Below are 25,714 nucleotides of genomic sequence, written 5' to 3'. Positions count from 1 at the left end.
AGCAGGCTAAAGCTTTAAGTAGAATGGGCGACATAAATCTATCATTGTTTCGCTGTATCGTCCTTGTTTATCGCGGATCGTCATCTGGTGGTGCTGGGTTTCAACAGCTGGATTAGCGAGTGTTGGCGGTTCGCTTGTTATTGGCTTGTGCTGGATTGCCAATATTGATCTGTTAGCTACCTTTCCCTCAATGCTAATGATATCAAACTGCTTTGCAACAAATAGACTATAAGCGCTGAGTTGTTGAGTAAAACTGGTTAAACTTTGCCGTGGTAAAATAACACTTGCCGTGCCTTGAGGCGCCAGTAATTGGCTGATCACGCTTTGTAATTCAGCGAATGACAAGGTGTTGGTGTGTCTTGCATCTGCTCGCGCGCTGTTTTTGGCCTGAGTACCCTGCTCAAAGTAGGGGGGGTTACAAATAATATGGTCGAATAATGGCTCATCATTGTTATTGTGTTGCTGTTGAAAGTCTTGAATAGCACCGTGAAATAGTTGCACTGTCTCTGACCAAGGGCTTCGCTTAATATTAAATTGGCAAGCCTTTGCTGCAGCATTGTCTATTTCTACTGCAATAATACTGGTGTGGTGAGGGCTTCGTTGTGCTGCCATTAAGCTGAGCAAACCGCTTCCTGCACCAATATCTAGAATATAACTAGATTGTGTCAATTCAGCCCATGCTCCGAGTAAAACCGCATCAGTACTCACAGCCATACCACATTCTTTATCATCGATATGAAATTGTTTAAACGTAAAAGACATAGGTAATAGATTACTCTTTCGGCTGCTTGAATGACTCGAACGGGATCATAACTGCTTTGGTTTTTACTGTCGCGTGTTAATTGTCACTGTCTGTAATGGTTGAGTTTTTGTTATGTAATTTAACGTAACGTTCATAGGCGTGGTGAATATGTGCACAAGTCCTGCCACAAATGGTAACTAAAATGACTTATTTTAATTGTTCGCCCTGCTTAAGCTTGAGTATATAGGTGATATTTGATATTAGTTTGCGCACTTTTTTAGACGTAAAGTTGAGTAAAAAGTCTAATTTAGGTTATTTCGTCAGGGATGTGTCGTTGAATTCAGATCTAACGAGTTATTTCGTTACTTTTAATAAAAGTTTTACTATTTTTAAGTGTATTTTTAACTTTACAATTTGTTGTTAGTTCAGTTCAACAGTAGCTAATTACGCTGTAATCAATTAGGTTTGTTAAAAAACATAACAATAAAATGAGGCGAGTAGTGCAAACAACCAAAATGAGTGTGACTGATACGCTAGGGTTAGGGTTTATGACCTTTGCGTTTTTTTTAGGTGCGGGTAACTTAATTTTCCCACCTTTTGCTGGCATGCTTGCTGGCGAGAATATGTCCTTTGCGATGTTAGGTTTCTTAATTACCGCTGTGGGTATGCCATTGATAGGCTTAATCGCTGTTGCCAAAGCTAATGGTAAAGTAATGGCGTTATTACCAGCATTTGCAGCAACGGCGTTAGCCATTGCTATTTACATTATTATCGGTCCTGCATTTGCTGCCCCGCGTACTGCTTTGGTGGCGTTTGAAATAGGAGCAAGGCCTTTTATCAGTAACCCTGACGCATTGATGATGTTAGGTGGTAAAGAGTTCAGTATTGCACAACTTATTTTTACGCTAGTGTTTTTCTCTATCGTGATGTTTCTCTCTTTATTTCCAGGCAAGTTGCTCGATAGCGTGGGCAAAATACTTACGCCGGTATTGATTTTATTATTGGTGGGTTTAGCCTGCTCAGTGATTATTATTCCTGGCGCAGAGGTGAATACGCCTGTCGGTGAGTATATTAATAACCCATTAACCAAAGGCATTATTGAGGGTTATAACACCATGGATACCTTGGCATCTTTGATGTTTGGTATGTTAATTATCGATTTATTACGCAAAAAAGGCGTTAACGATCTAGCTGATCAAACTAAGTATTTAGTGCGTGCAGCATTCATCGCTGCTGGTGGTTTAGGTTTTGTGTATGTTTCGTTGTTTTATCTTGGTGCTTCTGCTGGTGATTTTGCTATTGGTGCAGAGAATGGCGGACAAATTTTAACAAACTATGTGACTCATCATTTTGGCGGAATCGGCTCATTAATGTTGTCAACGGTTGTGACGCTAGCATGTTTAACTACTGCGATTGGTTTGGTGACGGCATGTTCTGAGTTCTTCAATGAGTTAATGCCAAGCTTGTCTTATAAATTGCTGGTAGTGGTGTTAAGTATGATTTGTGCCACCGTTGCCAACGTTGGCCTAACGCAGTTAATTAGTATCAGTATTCCTGTACTAATGACCATTTACCCCGTTGCGATCGCATTGGTATTGGTGACTTTTTTAACAGAACGCTTTGCGCGGCCAGAGTTTTCCCATCGTCTAGTACTTAGTGTTGCACTCTTTTTTGGTATTTTCGATGGTTTAAAAACGGCTGGTATGGACATGAGTTTCCTTGATTTTCTGCCATTGCATGCAGAAGGAATGGCTTGGTTACTACCTACGGCATTGACTGCAATTGTTTGTTTGTTTTTACCTAAAAAAATGGATAATAAAGCGGTTGTTTAAACGATAAATAGGTCATAATAAACAAATCAATACAACGACGTTATGATAAATTATCTAGCGTCGTTTTTATTATTTACTGGATACTGCTTTGGCCAAACTTGCTTATCAACCGAATCCTTTAATTAACCAGTTTATTGATGACGTATGGTCAACTAATGGGTTAAGTAATAATACCTTGGTATCCTATCGTACAGACTTACAAAATTTAGATCGTTATGTTTTGGCCAAAGGGCTGAATTTGCTGCAAGTCGATCAGGGAGTACTGCGTGATTATCTCGCTGTACGTTTTGATAAAAACTTTGCTAAAAGTAGTACCGCAAGATTACTCAGTAGTTTACGGCGTTTTTATGCTTACTTATTGGTTAAGCAGAAAATTAGCCAAGATCCAACTGCATTAATTAAGTCTCCTAAGTTAGCTCGTCAATTGCCGGATACATTGTCAGAGGCGCAAATCGACAGTTTATTATCCGAGCCAAATACCGAAGAAGCCATTGAGCATCGCGATAAAGCGATGTTGGAACTCTTGTATGCGACCGGATTACGAGTAACTGAATTGGTGAGTTTAACCATGGAACAAATTAGTTTGCGTCAAGGCTTGGTTCGGGTCATGGGTAAGGGAGGAAAAGAGCGTTTGGTTCCGTTGGGTGAGCTTGCCATCGCGGAGGTTGAACAATATATTAAGTTTGCTCGTGGTGAGTTATTGAGTATGAAGCAGTCAGATGTGTTGTTTCCGTCACGTCGCGGACAAATGATGACTCGACAAACCTTTTGGCATCGAATTAAATTGTATGCGGCCAGAGCGGGTATTCAATGTCATTTATCACCACATACCTTACGCCATGCTTTTGCTACCCATTTATTGAATCACGGTGCGGATCTTAGGGTTGTACAACTTTTATTGGGACATAGTGATTTATCAACTACACAAATATATACTCACGTAGCAAAAGTGCGTTTACAACAGTTACATAGTCAGCATCATCCGCGGGGGTAAGCATCTTAATGATTACCTGGATGATCAAATCCTTACATTTTAAGCGTGTCAGTCTAGTTGCGTTAGTGGAACTAAGTCTGTAAGTTTTATCTACTAAGTCGGGTCTATTCTAATCGAACCCGTGTAATTTTAGGAACTATCATGAAGTTAACCAAAGCATTAGCCCTTGTTGCCAGCCTTATTATCGCTCCTATAGTGTCTGCGGCACCTGCGACCGATGTCTCCAATGAATCAGCACTAAAGCAAAAACTCACTGAGACCTTGGGTGTCAACGTGACATTAATTCAACAATCTCCAGTTGATGGTTTATATCAAGCACTGACCGACCGTGGCGTATTATATGTAACTAAAGATGGCGCCAAGCTATTTCATGGCAATTTGTATGATATGGACAAAGGCATGAAAAACTTAACTGAGGCAGCATTAGCTGGACCTCGTATTAAATTACTCAAGCCATTTGAAGATGATATGTTGGTTTACAAAGCCAAAAATGAAAAGCATGTTGTTACCGTATTTACCGATGTTGATTGCGGCTATTGCCGTAAGTTACACAATCAAATGCAAGGTTATAATGATTTAGGCATTACTATTCGCTATTTAGCTTTCCCTCGTGCGGGTATTCCTTCTGCTAATGCTGATGAGATGCAAGCAGTATGGTGTGCCAAAGATCCTTTAAAAGCGATGACAGAAGCTAAAAACGGTGGCAATGTTAAAGCGGCTAGTTGTGGTATTGATATTGCTGCGCAGTATAAGTTAGGTGTGTCGTTTGGTGTTAACGGCACACCAGCATTGATTTTAGAAAATGGTGTTATGGTACCTGGCTATCAAGCTCCGGCAGAGTTATTAAATACTATCGAATCAAATTTATAATTCAGTTTTATTAACGCTGAATTATAAGTCCAAGCCGAAGAGTCTGTGCTAATAATATAAATCAAGGTGAGCTTCGGCTCACCTTTTTGTTATGCTCTATTTTCTTACCGTCCGATTAAGGTTGCCTTTTGTCTCATAAAATCGTCCGTCGCCCTCAGGTTGATGATAGCCATTTACCTGCTTCTTTACCGCCAATACTGAAACAACTCTATGCTCGCCGTGGAGTTAATGAAGATAACTGTGAATTAGTGCTAAATAAGTTGTTACGTCCAGATACTATGAAAGGACTTGCAGAAGCCGCCGTGATTATTGCAGATGCGATTGCTGCGCAACAATCAATATTGATTGTTGGCGATTTTGATGCTGATGGCGCCACGTCAACTAGTGTATGTATCTTAGCATTGAAATTAATGGGGGCTAACAATGTCGATTACCTTATTCCTAATCGATTTGATTATGGTTATGGCTTAAGCCCTGAAATTGTTGCGGTGGCTTATAGTAAAAATGCCGATGTACTCATTACGGTCGATAATGGCATCTCGTCAATTGAGGGGGTTGCAGCTGCCAAATTGTTGGGGATGACTGTTGTTGTAACTGATCATCACTTGCCTGGAAGTTCATTGCCCAATGCTGATGTTATTGTCAATCCAAATCAACCCGGTTGTCAGTTTGCGAGTAAGTCTATTGCTGGTGTTGGGGTGGCGTTTTATCTCATGTCAGCTTTGCGAGCAGAATTAAGACAGCGTAATTGGTATCAACAGCAAAAAATTACAGAGCCCAATCTAGGAACATTACTCGATATTGTCGCGTTAGGGACTGTCGCTGATGTTGTGGCGTTGGACACTAATAACCGTATTTTAGTGAATGCAGGATTACAGCGTGTTCGTAATGGCCGCTGTCGTGTTGGTATTACGGCGTTGCTTGAAGTTGCAAAACGTAGCCCTGAAAAGATGGTTGCCGCAGACTTTGGTTTTGCAGTCGGCCCCAGATTAAATGCCGCTGGCCGTTTAGATGAAATGGCCTTAGGGGTTGAAACCTTATTATGTGAAGACATTTTTCTGGCCAGAAGAATGGCTGCCGAACTAGATGGATTAAACCAAGAGCGCCGCGAGCTTGAAACCGGCATGCAACAAGAGGCATTAAAAAGTTTATCGAAAGTGTCGCTCAATGAAGATGATTTACCCTGGGGTATTGCCATTTTTCAAGATGATTGGCATCAGGGGGTGATTGGGATCTTAGCCTCACGGATTAAGGATCGATATCAACGTCCCGTTATTGCCTTTGCCGATGCAGGTGATGGCGCAATAAAAGGTTCGGCCCGTTCGATTAAAGGTCTACATATGCGCGATCTACTTGAACGCATTAATGGCTTATATCCTGGAATGATAATCAAATTTGGTGGTCATGCGATGGCGGCGGGATTATCACTAAAAGAAGACGCATTCGAGCAGTTTAAGCAAGCCTTTGACAATGCTGTAAGGGAAGTCTTGGATTATGAACAGCTGACGGGAGAGTTACTCTCTGATGGTGAGTTGTCTACTGATTTAATGACACTTGATACCGCATTTTTATTACGTAATGCAGGGCCATGGGGGCAATCGTTTGAAGAGCCTTTGTTTGATGGCGTGTTTAATGTTATCCAGCAACGTATAGTTGGCGAAAAACATCTAAAGCTTTTGTTAGAGACAGAATGCGGCAGTATGATGTTAGATGGTATAGCTTTCAATATTGATTTAGCCATATGGCCTGATGCAACCATTAAGCATGCTCGTGTGGTGTATAAACTAGATGTGAATGAGTTTAGGGGTAACCAAACCGTGCAGTTAATGGTGGATTATATTGAACCTATGTAGTGGGTTTAATCTTTGATATACCATTTATTAGCAGAGATAAATGGTATTGAGATTGTAAATTATGTGCCGTCTTAAAATGTATTTATCATCTTTAAGTACAATAAATTAAAACAAAAAGGCCTCGCAATGCGAGGCCTTTTTGTAAAAAGTATAAAGTTATTTGGTACAGGTGAGAGGACTTGAACCTCCACGCCCTTTCGAGCATCAGCACCTGAAGCTGACGTGTCTACCAATTCCACCACACCTGCAAAACATGTATTGCGAAATAACTTTATTTTATTAGTCGCTGAAGCCACCAACATAAATATGGTGCCCGAACCCGGAATCGAACCAGGGACACGAGGATTTTCAATCCTCTGCTCTACCGACTGAGCTATTCGGGCGACGGACGCAATTTAAAGGGTTTTGACCTGCTTAGTCAACCTGTTTTTACTATTTATGTCAAAATTTGCTTCATTTGGATGTATTTTGTGCGCATCGAATGTTATTCAGCCAAAGCATCATAGTGAGTGTAATACTTCATTGTTATGCTGGTTAGTTACTTAAATAATGTTATGGTGCATTTTTACTGAGTGATACTGAGACTAAGTAAACTAGAGTAGAGATAAATTTGCCAACGTTGGTTGGTCAGGCATAAAAAAACGCTCCGTGGAGCGTTTAATGGTAATAACTAATTAACTGCCGTTGAGATTAAATAATGGCTAGTTAGTTAATATCTCATTATTTGGAAAGTTTGCTTTCATCACAGTTTTAACGTGTTGTTGTAATTTTTCCTGACCTAATTCGCCATATGCTTCAGCCATAATCTCTAATGCTCGTTCAGTTGAAGGTGTTCCTGGGAATTTTTCCATAACTGTTTGAGCACGAACTGCAGCTGCACTCCATGCGTTCATTTTGATATAATATTCGGCAACTTTAATTGAATATTTGGCTAAACGGTTCTTTAAGAACTGCATACGTTGCTGTGCATCGGCAGAATACTTGCTATTTGGATACGATTTAATCAATCGATCGAAATCTTTAAATGCATCTTGGGCATTCTTTGGATCGCGATCGGTACGATCAATATTCATTAAATCGTGAAATAAGTAATTATCTGCCTGCATATTAGTTAAACCACGCATATAATAGACGTAATCTATATTAGGATGCGTTGGATTGAGGCGAATAAAGCGATCAATATTAGCAAGTCCCGAGGCTGCATCATCCATTTTGTAATACGCGTATATCAAGTCTAATTGAACTTGAGTTTTATGCGGACCAAATGGAAAACGTGAGTCTAATGCTTCAAGTGAACGGACGGCTTTAGAGTAATTACCTAATTCCATTGACGTTCTTGCTTGTGAATACAGTACCTCAGGTGATGCTTTATTGGCAACATCATCGTCTTCTGGACTGCTACTACAGGCTGTTAAAGCCAGTGAAAGTAATACTAGGGCGGCACCTTTGGCAATTTTATGCATACTTGAATTCAATTCTTTTTAAGTTGTTGTTAAGAATTTTTCCATTTCACGGTAAAATGGAAAACATCCGATTGTAACAGATAGTTCATTCACTTTGGACCCCTAAACTGGGGTACGGTTCCTATGACACAAGAGATTAATCTAAAAAGCGAGATCACAGCAACACAAACCGGTCTGAGATTGGACCAAGCATTAGCTGCTTTGTTCCCTGACTATTCGCGCACACGCATCAAGGAATGGATCCTATCTGGTGCAATTACTGTTGACGGTATCACAGTCGACAAGCCACGGGAAAAGGTTTTCGAAACTCAACTGATAGAAGTGACTGCCACTATTGAGGAAGAAGTGCGTGCACAAGCACAAAATATCGACCTTAATATTGTTTATGAAGATGATCATATTTTAGTGGTGAATAAGCAAGCAGGTTTGGTTGTTCATCCTGGTGCGGGCAATGCCGACGGCACATTGATGAACGCATTGTTACATCATTGCCCTAGTATTGAGCACGTTCCAAGAGCGGGTATTGTACATCGATTAGATAAGGACACCACGGGCTTAATGGTTGTTGCTAAAACGGTTGAAGCACAAACACACTTGGTAGCAGCCTTACAAGCTCGTGATATTGTTCGCGAATATGAAGCAATTGTATTGGGTACCATGACCGCTGGTGGCACTGTTGATGAACCTATCGATCGTCACGCGACTAGACGTACACAAATGGCAGTAATACATGGTGGTCGCCCATCAGTGACTCACTATCGTGTCGCTGAGAAATTCCGCGCTCATACACGTTTGCGTTTACGTTTAGAGAGTGGTCGAACTCATCAAATTCGTGTTCATATGGCATATATTGGACATGAGCTTGTTGGTGATCCTGTTTATGGTGGTCGACCTCGTCCTCCTAAATCTGCTAGCCCAGAGTTTTTTGAGCTGCTTAAAGGCTTTAATCGTCAAGCATTACATGCGGTGCGTTTAGAGCTTGCTCATCCATTTACTTGTGAAATCATGACATGGCATGCGCCTATTCCTGATGACATGGCTGAGTTAACTAAAGCACTACGAGTTGATACAGAGCTTAATCCGATAGTGTATTTATAATGCTTAAGCACGATTGGCTAATACCTGATAACGTTGCCATAGCAATGACAAATCGCTATGGCGGTATCAGTGTTAGCCCTTTTGATAGTTTAAATCTAGGTTTACATGTTGGCGATAAGCCTCAAGATGTATTAGCTAATCGTGCAATTTTAAGCGAAACATTATCACTACCTGCTAAGCCAACTTGGCTCGAGCAAGTCCACGGTACTAATATCGTCGATTTACAGACGTTGAGCGCAGATAGCTCAATAACGTTGGCGGATGGTAGTTATTGCAATCAATTTGGTCATGTTTGCGCGGTAATGACCGCCGACTGTTTACCGATATTATTGTGTAATCAACAAGGTACTGAAGTGGCGGCTGTCCATGCTGGATGGCGTGGTTTGTGTGAGGGTGTCATTGAGCAAGCCTTGACGATGTTTAAATCTGCACCATCAACATTGAATGCTTATTTGGGGCCTGCAATTGGCTCTTCTTCATTTGAGGTTGGCGCTGAGGTTCGAGATGCTTTTATCAATAAAGATCCGCAAGCTTCAAGGTACTTTGTACGTCATCACACCAAATACTTAGGTGATTTAGTTGGGCTGGCTAAGCTGCGTTTGTCTGCTGCGGGTGTCATTCAAGTCTATAGTGCTGATGTGTGCACCTTTTCAGATCCTGATTACTTCTCTTATCGTCGAGACAAACAAACTGGCCGAATGGCTTCGTTAATTTGGCTTAAATCCTAAGTTATTTGTTTGAGTTTAAAAAATACACGATTTGTTGATGTAGATTAAGTTTTAAGCTTGAAATTAAATAAAATGCCCCCATCATTAAGACAACAAATTATTCGTTTCTGAATTAATTTCCCTTCCATAAGTGTCAGATCCTAGGAGGTTGTATGAGACTCGATCGTATGACTAATAAGTTTCAAATTGCCATTTCCGATGCTCAATCGTTAGCCTTGGGGCGCGACCATCAATTTATTGAACCTATTCATTTAATGATGGCGCTATTAAATCAAGATTCCGGTTCTATTCATTCTTTGCTCACGCAAGCGGGGATTCGCGTCAGCGCGCTTCGTTCAGCTGTTAGCCAAGCGTTAGAGAATTTACCGCAGGTTGAAGGTACTGGTGGTGATGTTCAGCTGTCACAAGGGTTAATTCGTTTATTGAATCTTTGCGATAAATTAGCCCAAAAGCGTAAAGATAAATATATTTCATCGGAATTGTTTATCTTAGCCGCATTGGAAAATAATGATCAGCTTGCCAAGGCATTGAAAGATGCTGGTGCGACCAAAGAATTAATGGAAAAAACCATTGAAGATATGCGTGGTGGCCAGAATGTCGATGATCCCAATGCTGAAGATCAACGCCAAGCGTTGAAAAAATTTACTGTAGATTTAACCGAACGCGCTGAACAAGGGAAATTAGACCCTGTTATTGGCCGTGATGAAGAAATCCGCCGTACGATTCAAGTATTACAACGCCGAACAAAAAATAATCCAGTATTAATTGGTGAGCCTGGCGTGGGTAAAACGGCTATTGTTGAAGGTTTAGCACAACGTATTGTTAATGGCGAAGTCCCTGAAGGAATTAAAAATAAGCGTGTTTTATCATTGGATATGGGCGCGTTAATTGCGGGGGCTAAATATCGCGGTGAGTTCGAAGAGCGCTTAAAAGCAGTCCTCAATGAGCTATCCCAAGAAGAAGGTCAGGTCATTCTGTTTATAGATGAGCTGCATACAATGGTCGGCGCAGGTAAGGGCGAGGGCGCAATGGATGCTGGTAATATGCTTAAGCCGGCATTAGCGCGTGGCGATCTGCATTGTGTTGGTGCAACAACGCTAGACGAATACCGCCAATATATTGAGAAAGATGCCGCATTAGAACGTCGTTTTCAAAAAGTGATTGTTGATGAACCGAGTGTTGAAGATACCATTGCTATTTTACGTGGCTTAAAAGAACGTTATGAATTACATCATCATGTAGAGATTACTGATCCTGCTATTGTTGCCGCTGCAACAATGTCACATCGCTATATTTCAGATAGAAAATTACCAGACAAAGCTATCGACTTAATCGATGAAGCGGCATCTAGTATTAGAATGCAAATTGATTCTAAACCAGAAGCGCTAGATCGATTAGAACGTCGTGCTATTCAACTAAAACTAGAAGAGCAAGCGTTAAGTAAAGAGTCTGATGATGCCAGTCGTAAACGTCTAGAGTTTTTACAAAATGAACTGAGTGATGTTGAAAGTAAAGTCTCAGAGATGAATGAGATTTGGCATACCGAAAAAGCTGCACTAGCTGGAACTCAACATATTAAAGCCGACCTTGAACAAGCTAGAATGGACTTGGAAGTGGCTCGACGTGCTGGGGACTTAACACGTATGTCCGAACTACAGTATGGGCGTATTCCTGAGCTTGAAAAACAGTTGGATTTAGCATCTCAAGCAGAAATGCAAGATATGACATTGCTGCGTAATAAAGTCACGGAAGTAGAAATCGCTGAAGTGTTATCAAAAGCTACCGGTATTCCTGTGTCGAAAATGCTCGAAGGTGAACGAGAAAAGCTATTGCACATGGAGGCTGCATTACACGAACGTGTTATCGGTCAAAATGAGGCTGTCGAAGCGGTATCTAATGCCATTCGTCGTAGTCGTGCTGGTCTTGCTGATCCTCAACGTCCAATCGGATCCTTTTTATTCCTTGGACCAACTGGTGTCGGTAAAACTGAGCTATGTAAAGCGTTAGCTAAATTCTTATTCGATACTGAATCCGCGTTGGTGCGTATCGACATGTCTGAATTTATGGAAAAACACTCAGTGTCACGTTTGGTCGGAGCCCCTCCAGGATATGTAGGTTATGAAGAAGGAGGGTATTTAACCGAAACAGTACGCCGTAAACCTTACTCAGTGATATTGTTAGACGAAGTTGAGAAGGCGCATCCAGACGTCTTTAACGTATTACTGCAAGTATTAGATGATGGTCGTTTGACTGATGGTCAAGGCAGAACGGTTGATTTTAAAAATACTGTCATCATTATGACTTCGAACCTTGGGTCAGATATTATCCAAGAGGGATTTGGTCATACGAGTTATGAAGAGATGAAAGCTGGGGTCATGAATGTGGTGACACAAAGTTTCCGTCCTGAGTTTTTAAACCGTATTGATGAGTCAGTTGTATTCCATCCATTAGATGAAGAAAACATCAAACATATTGCCAGCATTCAATTTGAGCTCTTACGCAAACGTTTGCTTGAAAAAGAGTTCGATATTGAATTGTCTGATGAGGCTCTAACGTTAATCGCGGATGCTGGATTTGATCCTGTCTATGGTGCAAGGCCATTAAAACGAGCATTGCAGCAAGAAGTTGAAAATCCGTTAGCCCAAAAATTACTCCGTGGCGAATTGCTGCCGGGTAAAATGATTAAAGTCGTAGTGAAAGAGGGAAAATTAGCATTCATTCAATAATGTAATTTAGCAATATTAAGTTATGCTGATATAAGAAAGGGAGCCGTTGCTCCCTTTTTCTATTGTTGTGTATTGCAAAATAAACGGATTCGGTCAGTATTTTCTTTTATCGCTGCTTGTCTTTGTTCTTCTGTCATGGTCACTGTTTCGCCGCTTTCTTTGTTTTGTTGGCTTAACTTACTGTGGGTCTTTAATACGTTAAGGCTGTGTTTAGCACTTTCACAGATATCTTTCGCCTGTTGCTTATCCTTTTGGTTAATAATTTTTGCCGATTTCTCTAACTCAGATTCAACTTTAACGGAAGATTTTTTCTGTGGTGTGTGGGTGCCTATTTTAGACGGTTCCATATCTTCACTGTAAATCTTGTTAGCATCTACATTTTGAGGCTGTTGTTGACTGTAATGAACTACACCCTTTTCATCTACCCAAGTGTAAATTGTCGCGGCAAATAAGCATGTACTAAATGCAAAAGTGGTTAAAACAATAACTAAACGCATAATTCCCATTTGAGTATCCTAAAGCTAATTGACGTTATGCTTGAATGTATAAAAATATGCTATCTTGATTATAAATCCAACATCTAAACGATAATATGTAAAGTGTATGCAAAATTCATCCAATCACCCAGTAAAAAACAAAGGTATTTACTTATTACCTAACTTGTTTACCACAGCAGGATTATTTTCAGGTTTTTATGCGGTTATTTCATCGATGAATGACCATTTCGAATCTGCTGCCATTGCTATTTTTATCGCCATGATTTGTGATGGCCTTGACGGCAGAGTTGCGAGGCTTACAAATACGCAAAGTGATTTCGGCGCCGAATACGACAGTATGGCAGATATGGTCTCCTTCGGTATGGCCCCAGCTTTATTAGTTTATAACTGGGCGTTACAGGATTTAGGTAAGATTGGTTGGCTTGCATCCTTTATTTATTGTGCATGTGCAGCGTTAAGGTTGGCGCGTTTTAATACTCAAGTCGGTGTGGCTGACAAAAGGTTTTTTCAAGGGCTTGCAAGTCCAGCTGCGGCTGCTTTAATTGCTGGAAGTATCTGGAGTGGTAGTAAATATGGAATTGATACAACAAGTATAAATTACATAGCTGCAATAATTACCACATTAACTGGACTGCTAATGGTCAGTAATTTCCGCTATCACTCTTTTAAAGAAGTTGATTGGCGAAGTAAGGTAAATTTTGTCGTAATGTTAATGCTTGTCGGTGTATTCGTTATTATTTCTGTAGAACCTGCAATCATACTTTGCCTAGGCTTTTATATTTATGCACTCTCTGGACCGATTATTACCATTAAAAGTATTAAGAAACTAAAAGTGGAACATATTGTTGGTGACGAATTGAATAAACAAGATACACAACAACCTTCATCTATCTGTAATGCTCCTAGTACTGATAGTACTGATAGCACCAAGAGTACAAAAGATGAAACTGGAAGCTAAGAAGTGATCATTAACGACAGTAACGCTTAATAATAGCATTGGGCATTATTAGGTATAGATTACATTCCCATAAATTGTTTGTCCTTATCTCCTCATTAAATAGCCCCTACTCTTCATATTCCAAAAATTAGAGCTTTCATTTAAGTCTCATTACATCTTAATCAGTAAACCTTTGTATTTTAGCTGTAGCGTAATGGAATGAAATTTAACCTTGTTGAGTGCTTTTAGTACTGCGTTGTTTGAATAGTGTTCGGTCGGTTGCTTTTCTTCTAAAAGGTATACAAAAGGGCTTGCACTAAATCCTGTGTTGCCTATAATGCGCATCCACTGACACGGCAGACAGCGCAAGCGGTCACCGGGTTAGGTTGAATTAAGTGCTTCAAAACACTGAGTTCAGCAGCGAAAAGAAAGTTTGAAAAAACACTTGACGCCAACACGGGGAAGCGTAAAATACGCACCCCAAGCCAACGACCTAGCGTCTTAGGCTGCTAACATGAAAGACTTAAACTTCTTCATAGTGAGCAACGTTCTTTAACAATTTAAACAAGAAATCTGTGTGGACATTCACAGGTATTGAGTTATTCGAAATTGTCTTCTGTTCTTCGGAATGTTGGCAATCAAAAAATTTCAACTCAATGCAACGATGAATGTTCATAGCAATATGTAACAAGCATTTTATAGATTCTTCCGAGTTTATAAGGTGTAAATCAGAATTCATTGAGCCGAAATATTCCTAACCGAATATTTCAAAAAACTTTAATTGAAGAGTTTGATCATGGCTCAGATTGAACGCTGGCGGCAGGCCTAACACATGCAAGTCGAGCGGTAACAGGAAGGAAGCTTGCTTTCTTTGCTGACGAGCGGCGGACGGGTGAGTAATGCCTAGGGATCTGCCCAGTCGAGGGGGATAACAGTTGGAAACGACTGCTAATACCGCATACGCCCTACGGGGGAAAGGAGGGGACCTTCGGGCCTTTCGCGATTGGATGAACCTAGGTGGGATTAGCTAGTTGGTGAGGTAATGGCTCACCAAGGCGACGATCCCTAGCTGTTCTGAGAGGATGATCAGCCACACTGGGACTGAGACACGGCCCAGACTCCTACGGGAGGCAGCAGTGGGGAATATTGCACAATGGGGGAAACCCTGATGCAGCCATGCCGCGTGTGTGAAGAAGGCCTTCGGGTTGTAAAGCACTTTCAGTAGGGAGGAAAGGTAGCGTGTTAATAGCACGCTGCTGTGACGTTACCTACAGAAGAAGGACCGGCTAACTTCGTGCCAGCAGCCGCGGTAATACGAGGGGTCCGAGCGTTAATCGGAATTACTGGGCGTAAAGCGTACGCAGGCGGTTCATTAAGCTAGATGTGAAATCCCCGGGCTCAACCTGGGAATTGCATTTAGAACTGGTGAACTAGAGTCTTGTAGAGGGGGGTAGAATTTCAGGTGTAGCGGTGAAATGCGTAGAGATCTGAAGGAATACCGGTGGCGAAGGCGGCCCCCTGGACAAAGACTGACGCTCATGTACGAAAGCGTGGGGAGCAAACAGGATTAGATACCCTGGTAGTCCACGCCGTAAACGATGTCTACTCGGAGTTTGGTGACTTAGTCACTGGGCTCCCAAGCTAACGCATTAAGTAGACCGCCTGGGGAGTACGGCCGCAAGGTTAAAACTCAAATGAATTGACGGGGGCCCGCACAAGCGGTGGAGCATGTGGTTTAATTCGATGCAACGCGAAGAACCTTACCTACTCTTGACATCCACAGAAGCCGGAAGAGATTCTGGTGTGCCTTCGGGAACTGTGAGACAGGTGCTGCATGGCTGTCGTCAGCTCGTGTTGTGAAATGTTGGGTTAAGTCCCGCAACGAGCGCAACCCCTATCCTTATTTGCCAGCACGTAATGGTGGGAACTCTAGGGAGACTGCCGGTGATAAACCGGAGGAAGGTGGGGACGACGTCAAGTCATCATGGCCCTTACGAGTAGGGCTACACACGTGCTACAATGGCGTATACAGAGGGTTGCAAAGCCGCGAGGTGGAGCTAATCTCACAAAGTACGTCGTAGTCCGGATTGGAGTCTGCAACTCGACTCCATGAAGTCGGAATCGCTAGTAATCGTAGATCAGAATGCTACGGTGAATACGTTCCCGGGCCTTGTACACACCGCCCGTCACACCATGGGAGTGGGCTGCAAAAGAAGTGGGTAGTTTAACCTTCGGGAGAACGCTCACCACTTTGTGGTTCATGACTGGGGTGAAGTCGTAACAAGGTAGCCCTAGGGGAACCTGGGGCTGGATCACCTCCTTACCTATACGACTAACTCAATACCTAAAAGTGCAGAGATGCATGTGAGTGTTCACACAGATTACTTGTTAACTTCTTCGGAAGGTAAGTAAAACATACCGCGAGCCGGTTAAGTGTTGTTCTTTAACAATTTGGAAAGCTGATAGTACTAACTAAAGGCGCATTGATGACGATTCGTTGTTGTTGATGTGATTACGTTAGTGCGAAAAATAATACTGATGCGAAAGCATCAGTATCTTGAGTTCTCAAAACACTGTTTAAGTGTCTTGAATATTCTAAAAACTAAGGCGAGTCCACTTCCTACCCGGAGGTGAGACAAGTAAAAACCAGCTAGTTGCGATATAACGCAGGTGGTTCACGCAAGTGAAACTCATTTGGGTTGTATGGTTAAGTGACTAAGCGTATACGGTGGATGCCTTGGCAGTCAGAGGCGATGAAGGACGTAATAACTTGCGAAAAGCGTTGGCGAGCTAGTAATAAGCATTTGAGCTAACGATATCCGAATGGGGAAACCCAGCAGCAGCATAAGCTGTTATCACTACATGAATACATAGTGTAGTGAGGCAAACCCGGGGAACTGAAACATCTAAGTACCCGGAGGAAAAGAAATCAACCGAGATTCCCCTAGTAGCGGCGAGCGAACGGGGATTAGCCCTTAAGTCTATGGGGTGTTAGTGGAATGAGTTGGAAAGCTCAGCGGCACAGGGTGATAGCCCCGTACATGAAAACTAACCATAGATGAAAACGAGTAAGGCGGGACACGTGACATCCTGTTTGAATATGGGGGGACCATCCTCCAAGGCTAAATACTCCTGACTGACCGATAGTGAACCAGTACCGTGAGGGAAAGGCGAAAAGAACCCCTGTGAGGGGAGTGAAATAGAACCTGAAACCGTGTACGTACAAGCAGTGGGAGCGGTTCTTGAGACCGTGACTGCGTACCTTTTGTATAATGGGTCAGCGACTTACGTTTTGTAGCGAGGTTAAGCGAATAGCGGAGCCGTAGGGAAACCGAGTGTTAACTGCGCGTTTAGTTGCAAGGCGTAGACCCGAAACCGAGTGATCTAGCCATGGGCAGGTTGAAGGTTGAGTAACATCAACTGGAGGACCGAACCGACTTATGTTGAAAAATGAGCGGATGACTTGTGGCTGGGGGTGAAAGGCCAATCAAACTCGGAGATATCTGGTTCTCCTCGAAAGCTATTTAGGTAGCGCCTCGAGCGAATACCATTGGGGGTAGAGCACTGTTAAGGCTAGGGGGTCATCCCGACTTACCAACCCTTTGCAAACTCCGAATACCAATGAGTACTACTCGGGAGACAGACAGCGGGTGCTAACGTCCGTTGTCAAAAGGGAAACAACCCAGACCGTCAGCTAAGGTCCCAAAGTGTATGTTAAGTGGGAAACGATGTGGGAAGGCTTAGACAGCTAGGATGTTGGCTTAGAAGCAGCCATCATTTAAAGAAAGCGTAATAGCTCACTAGTCGAGTCGGCCTGCGCGGAAGATTTAACGGGGCTAAACATACCACCGAAGCTACGGGTGCATTTCTTAGGAAGTGCGCGGTAGAGGAGCGTTCTGTAAGCGGTTGAAGGTGAAGGGGTAACCCACACTGGACGTATCAGAAGTGCGAATGCTGACATGAGTAACGATAAAGGGAGTGAAAAACTCCCTCGCCGAAAGACCAAGGGTTCCTGTCCAACGTTAATCGGGGCAGGGTGAGTCGACCCCTAAGGTGAGGCCGAAAGGCGTAATCGATGGGAAACAGATTAATATTTCTGTACTTCTGCTAACTGCGATGGAGAGACGGAGAAGGCTAGGCTAGCGCGGCGTTGGTAGTCCGCGTTTAAGGTAGTAGGCTGTATTCTTAGGCAAATCCGGGAATACGTACTTAAATGTACAGGTTGAGAGCTGATGACGAGTCACTAAGGTGATGAAGTAGTTGATGCCATGCTTCCAGGAAAATCTTCTAAGCTTCAGGTTAGTAGAAATCGTACCCCAAACCGACACAGGTGGTCGGGGGTAGAGAATACCAAGGCGCTTGAGAGAACTCGGCTGAAGGAACTAGGCAAAATGGTACCGTAACTTCGGGAGAAGGTACGCTGCTGTCGGTGATGGGACTTGCTCCCTAAGCTGACGGCAGTCGCAGATACCAGGTGGCTGCAACTGTTTATCAAAAACACAGTACTGTGCAAAATCGCAAGATGACGTATACGGTATGACGCCTGCCCGGTGCCGGAAGGTTAATTGATTGGGTTATCTTCGGAGAAGCTCATGATCGAAGCCCCGGTAAACGGCGGCCGTAACTATAACGGTCCTAAGGTAGCGAAATTCCTTGTCGGGTAAGTTCCGACCTGCACGAATGGCGTAATGATGGCCACGCTGTCTCCAGCCGAGACTCAGTGAAGTTGAAATTGCGGTGAAGATGCCGTATACCCGCGGCTAGACGGAAAGACCCCGTGAACCTTTACTATAGCTTGGCACTGAACATTGAACCTACATGTGTAGGATAGGTGGGAGACTTTGAAACTTTGACGCTAGTCAGAGTGGAGTCAATCTTGAAATACCACCCTTGTAGTTTTGATGTTCTAACCGCGGCCCCTTATCGGGGTTCGGGACAGTGCCTGGTGGGTAGTTTGACTGGGGCGGTCTCCTCCCAAAGAGTAACGGAGGAGCACGAAGGTTGGCTAAGTACGGTCGGACATCGTACGGTTAGTGCAATGGCATAAGCCAGCTTAACTGCGAGACATACACGTCGAGCAGGTACGAAAGTAGGTCATAGTGATCCGGTGGTTCTGAATGGAAGGGCCATCGCTCAACGGATAAAAGGTACTCCGGGGATAACAGGCTGATACCGCCCAAGAGTTCATATCGACGGCGGTGTTTGGCACCTCGATGTCGGCTCATCACATCCTGGGGCTGAAGTCGGTCCCAAGGGTATGGCTGTTCGCCATTTAAAGTGGTACGCGAGCTGGGTTCAGAACGTCGTGAGACAGTTCGGTCCCTATCTGCCCGTGGGCGTTGGATGATTGAAGGAAGCTGCTCCTAGTACGAGAGGACCGGAGTGGACGAACCGCTGGTGTTCGGGTTGTTATGCCAATAGCATTGCCCGGTAGCTACGTTCGGAATCGATAACCGCTGAAAGCATCTAAGCGGGAAGCGAGTCCTAAGATGAGTCATCCCTAGAGCTTTAAGCTCTCTAAAGGGCCGTAGGAGACTACTACGTTGATAGGCAAGGTGTGTAAGCGTTGTGAGGCGTTGAGCTAACTTGTACTAATGACCCGTGAGGCTTAACCATACAACCCAGATGGGTTTTACTGAAAATGTTCCCGACATTTTCTAGCACTTCCTCCTTCCATGGAGGTCGTACTAAAGGGAGCATGACCTTAGTGTTAGAATAGAGCGCTTAGACAGTGTGAGAGACTCAAGTACGCTTTAATAAAGCATAATCAGCTTTTCGAATTATTATTTAATGCATAAAAAAGAATGCGTTAGATAAGCAAAATTTGTCTGGAAACCATAGAGCTGTGGCACCACCTGATCCCATTCCGAACTCAGAAGTGAAACACAGTATCGCCGATGGTAGTGTGGGGTCTCCCCATGTGAGAGTAGGTCATTTCCAGGCGCCTAATTGACTTGAAAGAGTCGTGAGACAGCCCGCTATTATATAGCGGGCTTTTTTACGTCTGTTCATCGTTGAAATTAGGGCTTGGTTTATCTGAAAATAATGTTTGTGTGGCCGATATGCCCATGTGAAATAGGTTATTTTTAGGCGCCTAATTGACTTGAAAGCGTCGTGAGACAGCCCGCTATTATATCATTTACATTAATTAATTGGTCAGTTTTGTCCACCGTCTAGAACATAGTTGAATCACCCTTTCCGGCTCTGCAATAAATCGATTCCATGCAATAGAACACTGCTCAACAATATCGTCATATCCACTAAAGCAACAATTGGCGAGTTCATTCTGACGAAGCCATTGCCACACTTGTTCTATAGGGTTGAGTTATGGCGAATAGGGCGGAAGTTTAAGGATACTAAGGTTATCAAAGTCCTCAGTCAGATCTTGTTGATGCCAACCTTATTGTGGCTTAATGAAACTGTACACCGATATGAGGTAAACTTGCCTTAAGATAAAACGGTGCAAAAAGTAATGAAGATTCAACCAACTTACTCAACAGAATTTAAAATAGATACTGCTAACCTTGTGATTAAACAAGGCTACACAATCCGAGAAGCTTGTGATGCAACCGGCGTAGGCCCGACAGCGATTAGACGTTGGGTAACCCAGCTAAGACAAGAATTTGAAGGTATTACTCCATCAGCTAATGCCATCACTCCCGAACAAAAACGAATTCAAGAGCTTGAAGCTCAAATTAAGAAAATTGAATGGGAGAAAGATATCTTAAAAAAGGCTACCGCTCTCTTAATGCAAGACAACATCAAACGATAGCATTAATTGAATCGTTATCGAGAGAGCAGAACATCGTCAAACAGCTTTGTCATTTGTTTGGAATACCGCGTAGTAGCTACCATTATCATCTCAAACATCGTGGACTAGTGAAGCCTGAACGAGAGAAATTGCGCCAGCAAGCAATTGCAATCCACCATGATAGCCGAGGCTCAGCAGGCGCGAGAACGATAGCAGGCCAGCTCAATCAATTAGGTGAAAATGTTGGCCGCTATAAGGCTGCCAGTTTAATGAGAGATGCAGGATTTATCAGTAGCCAACCCAGAAAACATCGCTACAAGATAGCGAATGATGAGCCTACAATCGCGCCTAACTTGTTAAAGCGACAGTTTAACGTTGACGTCATAAACCAGGTTTGGTGTGGTGATGTAACGTATATTTGGTCTGGAACTAAATGGCTTTATTTAGCCGTGGTAATGGATTTGAATGCGAGAAAAGTGGTGGGTTGGGTTTGCTCTGACAGCCCGAATACTGATTTGACTTGTGCAGCATTAAGAATAGCATTTGAAAGTCAGTACGAAGCATTACGCTACTCTTGTTTTAGCTTGGGACTTAAAGTCATTAAAGAAGTGTACCTAAAGCAGCGTGTAGAAAATAAGACTCTACAACTAGTCATATCAAAATAGCAATTATTGAATGCCCAGAACAGGCTTGTAAAATTATAAGCGACAACTGAACGATTAATAACTACAAACTTGTTTGAAAAAACTGCAATTAGGCAGATAATGCAAAAAAGTGCTTTACCTTTAGGGGGGGGTTTAGCATAATGCACTCGTCAACAGGGGTGTAGTTCCAATTGGTAGAACAGCGGTCTCCAAAACCGATGGTTGCGAGTTCGAGTCTTGCCACCCCTGCCAAATAAAACAACGGCTTGCATAGAAATATGCGAGCCGTTTTCAATTCTGTTGAAGCAACCGTAGAAACGGTAATTTCAAAGTCTTCATTTCTTTTGATAAATACCAGTCAGAATTTTATTTTCGATCACATATATTGACCTAAATAGTTTATTAGCATTATTCAATCATTGAATAAATGGATTTCAGTTTGAGATATATTAAAACTAGAACCAACGAACTGCATTAGTCTGCTAAAAAACAACTACCGCATAAAATCTCATTCCTATAACATAAATTAATCGGTTAAGATTGGCTGGGCATTAACCAAATCGAGCAAAAACCATACCCAGCATGCTTTTACTCATAAATTCTAAAACGTTAGGCTAGGATTTAAGTTCACAAAAATATTATCAAAGGTGAATTCTATGATTCAAATAAGCTTATTCTTTTTGGTATTACTGTTTTCATTCTCTAGTTACTCGCAAACACCGAGTAAGGAATTTACTTGGCCAGGTGGGAGGACGCTAGCGATAAGTCTTTCATATGATGATGCGTTAAACAGTCAATTAGATCATGTTATTCCCGAGCTTAATAAACATCATTTTAATGCCTCGTTTTACGTAGTCGCAAACTCTCCTGTGTTGAATGTGCGAATGGAGGAGTGGCGAGCAGTTGCAAACGCTGGCCATGAGCTTGGTAACCATAGTGTGTATCATCCGTGTAGAGGTTCACTTGCCGATAGGGACTGGGTTGAAATGCATCATGACCTTGATCACTACAGCGTCATACAGATGATTGAGGAGCTGGCAGTTGCTAATACTTTACTAAAAGCGATTGATGGTAAAACTGAAAGGACTTATACGGTTCCCTGCGGCGACTTGCTTGTTGGTAGTAACCTACTGGGTGACGGTAAAGAGTACCTCAATGATATAGATCATCTATTTACTGCTATTAAAGGTCAAGGGGATGATAAACGATTTTCACCTATATTGTATCCAGAAGGACAAAATGGAGAACAATTGATCGAATATGTTCAGAAACTATCCTCGGATATATTGTTAATTAATATTATTTTTCATGGGGTAGGCGGAGATTATCTATCTGTTTCATCTGAAGCGCATGCTGAGTTGTTGACATTTTTAGCGGATAATAGAGAACTCTATTATGTTGATTCATATATTAATTTGATGAGGTATGCCAATAGTATCTTATGACAGAAGACATCTTTATCCTCCTTCCTTCTCTTATTCATCGAATTGGTGGGGATAGAGCCAAACAAGCTAAAACGATAGCATTGCAGTGTGATTGCCAGCTGAAGCGTGTACGTCGTTCGCGAAATTGGGTTGTGTCAGGCAAGGCCATGAGTATTCAATCGTTTACCGAACAATTAAGAGCGGATAGTGATGAGGGCTTTAGTTATCTTATCAAAAAGATTGTAACCGCATTGTTGGGGCATGCCGACAAGTTAGAGCCTTTAGACGCAAAGCTTGCCCGTTTGATTAACCAAACCCCTAGCATTACCTTAGGGGAATTAATTCAACTGACTCAATGCACTATGGCTGAAGCCAGAGTGGCACGCTTCAATGCGGACTTATGAAATTAAGTTGGTACGATTCGCTAGATAGTAGATAATCAGAGCATTGAATATCCATCATCAATACAATAAATGTCATATTTTTCAAAATAAACCTTTACAATACTTGAAACCAAGGTATTATACAGCCTGCTCTGACATTCAGAGTTATTAATGAACATCAAGTAAAAGAAAAGCCTTAGAATCTCTGCGTTATCGTTGTTATCCTCTGTGTTTCCCTTAGCTTCATCGTGACATTCAATAATTCAAGCTTGAGCGCATCGCATTTTCGCGACAGATTGATTAAATTTAAATATATAAGGGACACAAAATGTCTAATAAAACAACTGGTTTAGTAAAATGGTTTAACGAAGATAAAGGTTTTGGCTTTATTACTCCTGATAATGGCGGCGCTGATGTGTTCGTTCATTTCCGTTCAATCACTTCAGAAGGTTTCAAAACTTTAGCTGAAGGCCAAAAAGTTTCTTTCGAAGTTGAGCAAGGCCAAAAAGGCCCTCAAGCTGCTAACGTAGTAGCTGAGTAACTCTTACTTTGTAAGATAGCGCAAATGGTTTAGCGACTGTTTGCGCTTTTTTGTATCTATAATTTAGTGATTTATCCCTTATTCATATCAGCTCGAGTTCACAAGTAACTAATTTATATTTACTTTATCCGATTACAAGTCCATTGATTAACGATATGCCCAGATAAGAGACAAAAAGACCAACTCTGCCTTTTCTATTTAAGATCTGACTCACTTTATTAGTTGGTTCGATCCTCTCTCGATGTTTTTATGATCTTCATCAACACTTATCACCGTAAAACGAATCATTATACTCATTGGATATAATAATGATGACTGCGAGGTGTTCATGTCTGATACCAAAATAATTTTGATATTAAAAATATGTATATCGGTAGGGATTAGCTTAATCTTGTTAGGTATTTATTGCCATAACTTCAGTAATACCATTGAGATGATGGGTATTAATGGCATCATGATTAGTGCAATGTGTGTGGCTTTTGGTATGGTGTTATCGTTGCCGACAAAAATGTATCTAACGTTTATATTGGTTAACCATGAAACGAAACTAACCTAAAAGTAGTAGATTAGTTTGGTTGATTCCAAACCCTGAGTTTAAATCCTGGTACGGATTCCAATTTAAAAATTTTTAAGAAAGTTGATGCGATAATGATCAATCATTAACACCAATTATATCCTCCTTTTCTATTTTCTATTTTCTATTTTCTTTTATGCTTTTTAGCACTCAATCGCTTTTAATAACCTCAACTTTTCATCATTCTGAATCACTACAGCAAATTCCTAATTTAGCGAATTTAAAAAATTTCATAAAGGGGCAAAAATAGTAATTTAATACTTAAATATGATGTTTTTTAGTTGTTGATTTTGAATCGATAAATATAATGATTACGATAAAATAATTTTTAATTAGCTCACTTATTACTCAGTTGATATATTTGATATATTTGATATTATGTAACAGTATATTTGCTACAATAAAATTTTAATATACTGATTATATTGTTATTTAATAGTGGTTGATAATTTTTTAATGTACTAAAAAAGACTTTTTTTCCGGTTATTAATGTGACTTTTGTTACCTTTTGGTTATTTTCGTGATGACATTCGTTGTTTAATCCGTTATTACTGTTTGTGCACATAGGCAAATGACATTTAAGGGAAAAAAATGAGTTCATGGTTTGATAATGTTCAACTTGGTTTTGATATGGCTACGAGCCTAACCATCGTTGGCGCAGCAGTGACTTGGATTATTCGCGAAAAGAAGCAAGCAGAAGCTGAAAAAGTGCGCGGAATTAACCAACAAGTGAGATCGACCAGTTTGAAAAAAGTACAAGATGTACTTTCTGAAATGGAAGATAAATTTTCATTGTTGATTAATGAAACTCAAACTTATGAAAACATGATTGATAACCGAGTGCGAACCGTAGATGAACAATTGGATTTTTCACGATTAAATTTAGCGATAAAGAGAGACAGTAATTTTCTGGTTAAAGCGATTGATCGTCTACAAGCTATCCGTGAAGAGTTAGGCCAATTTTATGAGTTGATTCAAGTGAGACGCTATAGCTTGATACCTTTACTTGATGCTATTGAAGAAGGCGACAAGTATATTGGTGTATTTCAACAGAATATTGATGAAGTTGGTGATGCTTATAATAAAGTAACATCTGGTAATGTCTCTCTTTTAAAAGAATTAGAAATTATCATTTCACGACTCAATGAGGAATTTGGCGATCAGTTAATTGATGTAACAGATGATGTTAAAAAGGAATTATTCCAAAAGATATCTGCTGATGACAAGTATATGCAACCGATAAAATCAATCATTTTTGATGAAGATTATTTTTATTGGGTGCAACGATTTGTCCCTTCAGGAAAAGAAGACGATTACGTCGAAAAAGTGATTAGACCAAGCAATATCGAAGATACCGATTTGTGCTCTGAAGTCATTGTGCACTTCATTTTAGCGTTAATCGGTAAGAATCATGAGCTAATTTCTCAAGTGTTAAGAACGGCTTCTGTTTCGGTGATGAAAGCGAGAATTGAATGTAAAGATATTTTAATTTCACTTAGTGCTATTTCACATAAATTGGTGATGGATAATAACGGTGCATCTTTAAACAATGTGATTATTAAGTATGACTCTAAAGAGTATTTCGGAAGAGACATCACTATTCGCTAGGTTGGTAATTTAGCCTTTAATTTGTGTACATTTTTCCTCGTTACTTAGT

At 41.4% G+C, this 25,714-nt stretch carries 18 protein-coding genes, 3 tRNA genes, 3 rRNA genes and 1 pseudogene; 19 read left to right on the top strand and 6 right to left on the bottom strand.

Translation table 11 applies throughout. The features are described from left to right. Positions 1–6: 6 nt before the first annotated feature. Positions 7–762, bottom strand: coding sequence for a methyltransferase (locus tag ABIS04_RS15445; RefSeq protein ID WP_350431627.1), 756 nt, complete (start codon positions 760–762; stop codon positions 7–9). 480 nt (positions 763–1,242) lie between these two features. Between ABIS04_RS15445 and brnQ the strand changes: the two genes are divergently transcribed. The 4 genes from brnQ to recJ all read left to right on the top strand — a co-directional run bounded on the left by brnQ (position 1,243) and on the right by recJ (position 6,291). Beyond that, positions 1,243–2,574: a branched-chain amino acid transport system II carrier protein gene (brnQ, locus tag ABIS04_RS15440; RefSeq protein ID WP_350431626.1), complete on the top strand. Its 1,332-nt coding sequence runs from the start codon at positions 1,243–1,245 to the stop codon at positions 2,572–2,574. Positions 2,575–2,662: 88 nt separating this feature from the next. After that, complete coding sequence (xerD, locus tag ABIS04_RS15435) at positions 2,663–3,568, top strand: site-specific tyrosine recombinase XerD (protein ID WP_167496045.1); 906 nt, start codon at positions 2,663–2,665, stop codon at positions 3,566–3,568. A 141-nt stretch (positions 3,569–3,709) separates the two neighbouring features. Beyond that, on the top strand, positions 3,710–4,438 hold the full coding sequence (gene dsbC / locus ABIS04_RS15430) for a bifunctional protein-disulfide isomerase/oxidoreductase DsbC (protein ID WP_137225691.1): 729 nt from the start codon (positions 3,710–3,712) through the stop codon (positions 4,436–4,438). 128 nt (positions 4,439–4,566) lie between these two features. After that, positions 4,567–6,291, top strand: a complete 1,725-nt coding sequence (gene recJ / locus ABIS04_RS15425; protein WP_350431625.1) for a single-stranded-DNA-specific exonuclease RecJ — start codon at positions 4,567–4,569, stop codon at positions 6,289–6,291. Positions 6,292–6,452: 161 nt separating this feature from the next. Here recJ and ABIS04_RS15420 read toward each other — a convergent pair. The 3 genes from ABIS04_RS15420 to ABIS04_RS15410 form a co-directional block, all read right to left on the bottom strand. After that, positions 6,453–6,539, bottom strand: a tRNA-Leu gene (locus tag ABIS04_RS15420). Positions 6,540–6,598: 59 nt separating this feature from the next. Next, positions 6,599–6,674 (bottom strand) — tRNA-Phe (locus ABIS04_RS15415). Between the two features lie 318 nt (positions 6,675–6,992). Then, positions 6,993–7,754: an outer membrane protein assembly factor BamD gene (locus tag ABIS04_RS15410; RefSeq protein WP_137225695.1), complete on the bottom strand. Its 762-nt coding sequence runs from the start codon at positions 7,752–7,754 to the stop codon at positions 6,993–6,995. 123 nt (positions 7,755–7,877) lie between these two features. Here ABIS04_RS15410 and rluD point away from each other — a divergent pair, with 123 nt between their 5' ends. The 3 genes from rluD to clpB all read left to right on the top strand — a co-directional run bounded on the left by rluD (position 7,878) and on the right by clpB (position 12,306). Next, positions 7,878–8,852 (top strand): 23S rRNA pseudouridine(1911/1915/1917) synthase RluD, encoded by a 975-nt coding sequence (gene rluD, locus ABIS04_RS15405; RefSeq protein ID WP_137225696.1) that lies wholly within the window; start codon positions 7,878–7,880, stop codon positions 8,850–8,852. Further along, positions 8,852–9,580, top strand: a complete 729-nt coding sequence (pgeF, locus tag ABIS04_RS15400) for a peptidoglycan editing factor PgeF (RefSeq protein WP_350431624.1) — start codon at positions 8,852–8,854, stop codon at positions 9,578–9,580. The genes rluD and pgeF overlap by 1 nt, the downstream gene beginning before the upstream one ends. Positions 9,581–9,732: 152 nt before the next feature. After that, positions 9,733–12,306: an ATP-dependent chaperone ClpB gene (gene clpB / locus ABIS04_RS15395; protein WP_140235067.1), complete on the top strand. Its 2,574-nt coding sequence runs from the start codon at positions 9,733–9,735 to the stop codon at positions 12,304–12,306. A 59-nt stretch (positions 12,307–12,365) separates the two neighbouring features. Here clpB and ABIS04_RS15390 read toward each other — a convergent pair whose 3' ends face one another. Beyond that, positions 12,366–12,812 (bottom strand): DUF4124 domain-containing protein, encoded by a 447-nt coding sequence (locus ABIS04_RS15390; RefSeq protein WP_140235066.1) that lies wholly within the window; start codon positions 12,810–12,812, stop codon positions 12,366–12,368. Positions 12,813–12,909: 97 nt separating this feature from the next. Here ABIS04_RS15390 and pssA point away from each other — a divergent pair, with 97 nt between their 5' ends. The 4 genes from pssA to rrf all read left to right on the top strand — a co-directional run bounded on the left by pssA (position 12,910) and on the right by rrf (position 19,683). Then, positions 12,910–13,761 carry a CDP-diacylglycerol--serine O-phosphatidyltransferase gene (gene pssA, locus ABIS04_RS15385; RefSeq protein ID WP_350431623.1) on the top strand — a complete coding sequence of 284 codons (852 nt, stop codon included), beginning with the start codon at positions 12,910–12,912 and terminating at the stop codon, positions 13,759–13,761. Positions 13,762–14,518: 757 nt separating this feature from the next. Next, positions 14,519–16,063 (top strand): 16S ribosomal RNA (locus ABIS04_RS15380). A 382-nt stretch (positions 16,064–16,445) separates the two neighbouring features. After that, a 23S ribosomal RNA gene (locus ABIS04_RS15375) occupies positions 16,446–19,356 on the top strand. 211 nt (positions 19,357–19,567) lie between these two features. After that, a 5S ribosomal RNA gene (gene rrf, locus ABIS04_RS15370) occupies positions 19,568–19,683 on the top strand. Together the 16S, 23S and 5S rRNA genes form the textbook arrangement of a ribosomal RNA operon. Before the next feature lie 205 nt (positions 19,684–19,888). Here the strand turns inward: rrf and ABIS04_RS15365 are convergent. Then, positions 19,889–20,140: pseudogene (locus ABIS04_RS15365) on the bottom strand (transposase); the annotation flags it as partial. A gap of 72 nt (positions 20,141–20,212) precedes the next feature. Between ABIS04_RS15365 and ABIS04_RS15360 the strand changes: the two are divergent. The 8 genes from ABIS04_RS15360 (at position 20,213) to ABIS04_RS15325 (ending at position 25,665) form a co-directional block, all read left to right on the top strand. Next, entirely contained in the window at positions 20,213–20,512 is a 300-nt protein-coding gene (locus tag ABIS04_RS15360) for a transposase (RefSeq protein WP_350431622.1), read from the top strand. Further along, the gene (locus ABIS04_RS15355; protein ID WP_350431621.1) at positions 20,449–21,156 is read left to right on the top strand and encodes a DDE-type integrase/transposase/recombinase; all 708 of its coding nucleotides are present in this window, start codon (positions 20,449–20,451) and stop codon (positions 21,154–21,156) included. The genes ABIS04_RS15360 and ABIS04_RS15355 overlap by 64 nt, the downstream gene beginning before the upstream one ends. A 154-nt stretch (positions 21,157–21,310) precedes the next feature. Further along, positions 21,311–21,387: transfer RNA gene (locus tag ABIS04_RS15350), tRNA-Trp, on the top strand. A 404-nt stretch (positions 21,388–21,791) separates the two neighbouring features. Next, positions 21,792–22,580, top strand: a complete 789-nt coding sequence (locus ABIS04_RS15345) for a polysaccharide deacetylase family protein (RefSeq protein WP_350431620.1) — start codon at positions 21,792–21,794, stop codon at positions 22,578–22,580. Continuing rightward, on the top strand, positions 22,577–22,963 hold the full coding sequence (locus tag ABIS04_RS15340) for a ribosome recycling factor family protein (RefSeq protein WP_137225801.1): 387 nt from the start codon (positions 22,577–22,579) through the stop codon (positions 22,961–22,963). Before ABIS04_RS15345 ends, ABIS04_RS15340 begins: the two co-directional genes overlap by 4 nt. 307 nt (positions 22,964–23,270) lie before the next feature. Further along, positions 23,271–23,483 carry a cold-shock protein gene (locus ABIS04_RS15335; RefSeq protein ID WP_137225803.1) on the top strand — a complete coding sequence of 71 codons (213 nt, stop codon included), beginning with the start codon at positions 23,271–23,273 and terminating at the stop codon, positions 23,481–23,483. A gap of 328 nt (positions 23,484–23,811) precedes the next feature. Continuing rightward, positions 23,812–24,039 (top strand): hypothetical protein, encoded by a 228-nt coding sequence (locus ABIS04_RS15330; protein ID WP_137225804.1) that lies wholly within the window; start codon positions 23,812–23,814, stop codon positions 24,037–24,039. A 609-nt stretch (positions 24,040–24,648) separates the two neighbouring features. Then, positions 24,649–25,665 carry a hypothetical protein gene (locus ABIS04_RS15325; RefSeq protein WP_137225806.1) on the top strand — a complete coding sequence of 339 codons (1,017 nt, stop codon included), beginning with the start codon at positions 24,649–24,651 and terminating at the stop codon, positions 25,663–25,665. Positions 25,666–25,714: the final 49 nt, after the last annotated feature.

This window comes from Shewanella sp. H8 (genome assembly GCF_040285065.1).
Taxonomy (GTDB): domain Bacteria; phylum Pseudomonadota; class Gammaproteobacteria; order Enterobacterales; family Shewanellaceae; genus Shewanella; species Shewanella polaris.
The sequence above is the reverse complement of the archived record's forward strand: the minus strand, read 5'-3'. Positions and strand labels throughout refer to the sequence as shown.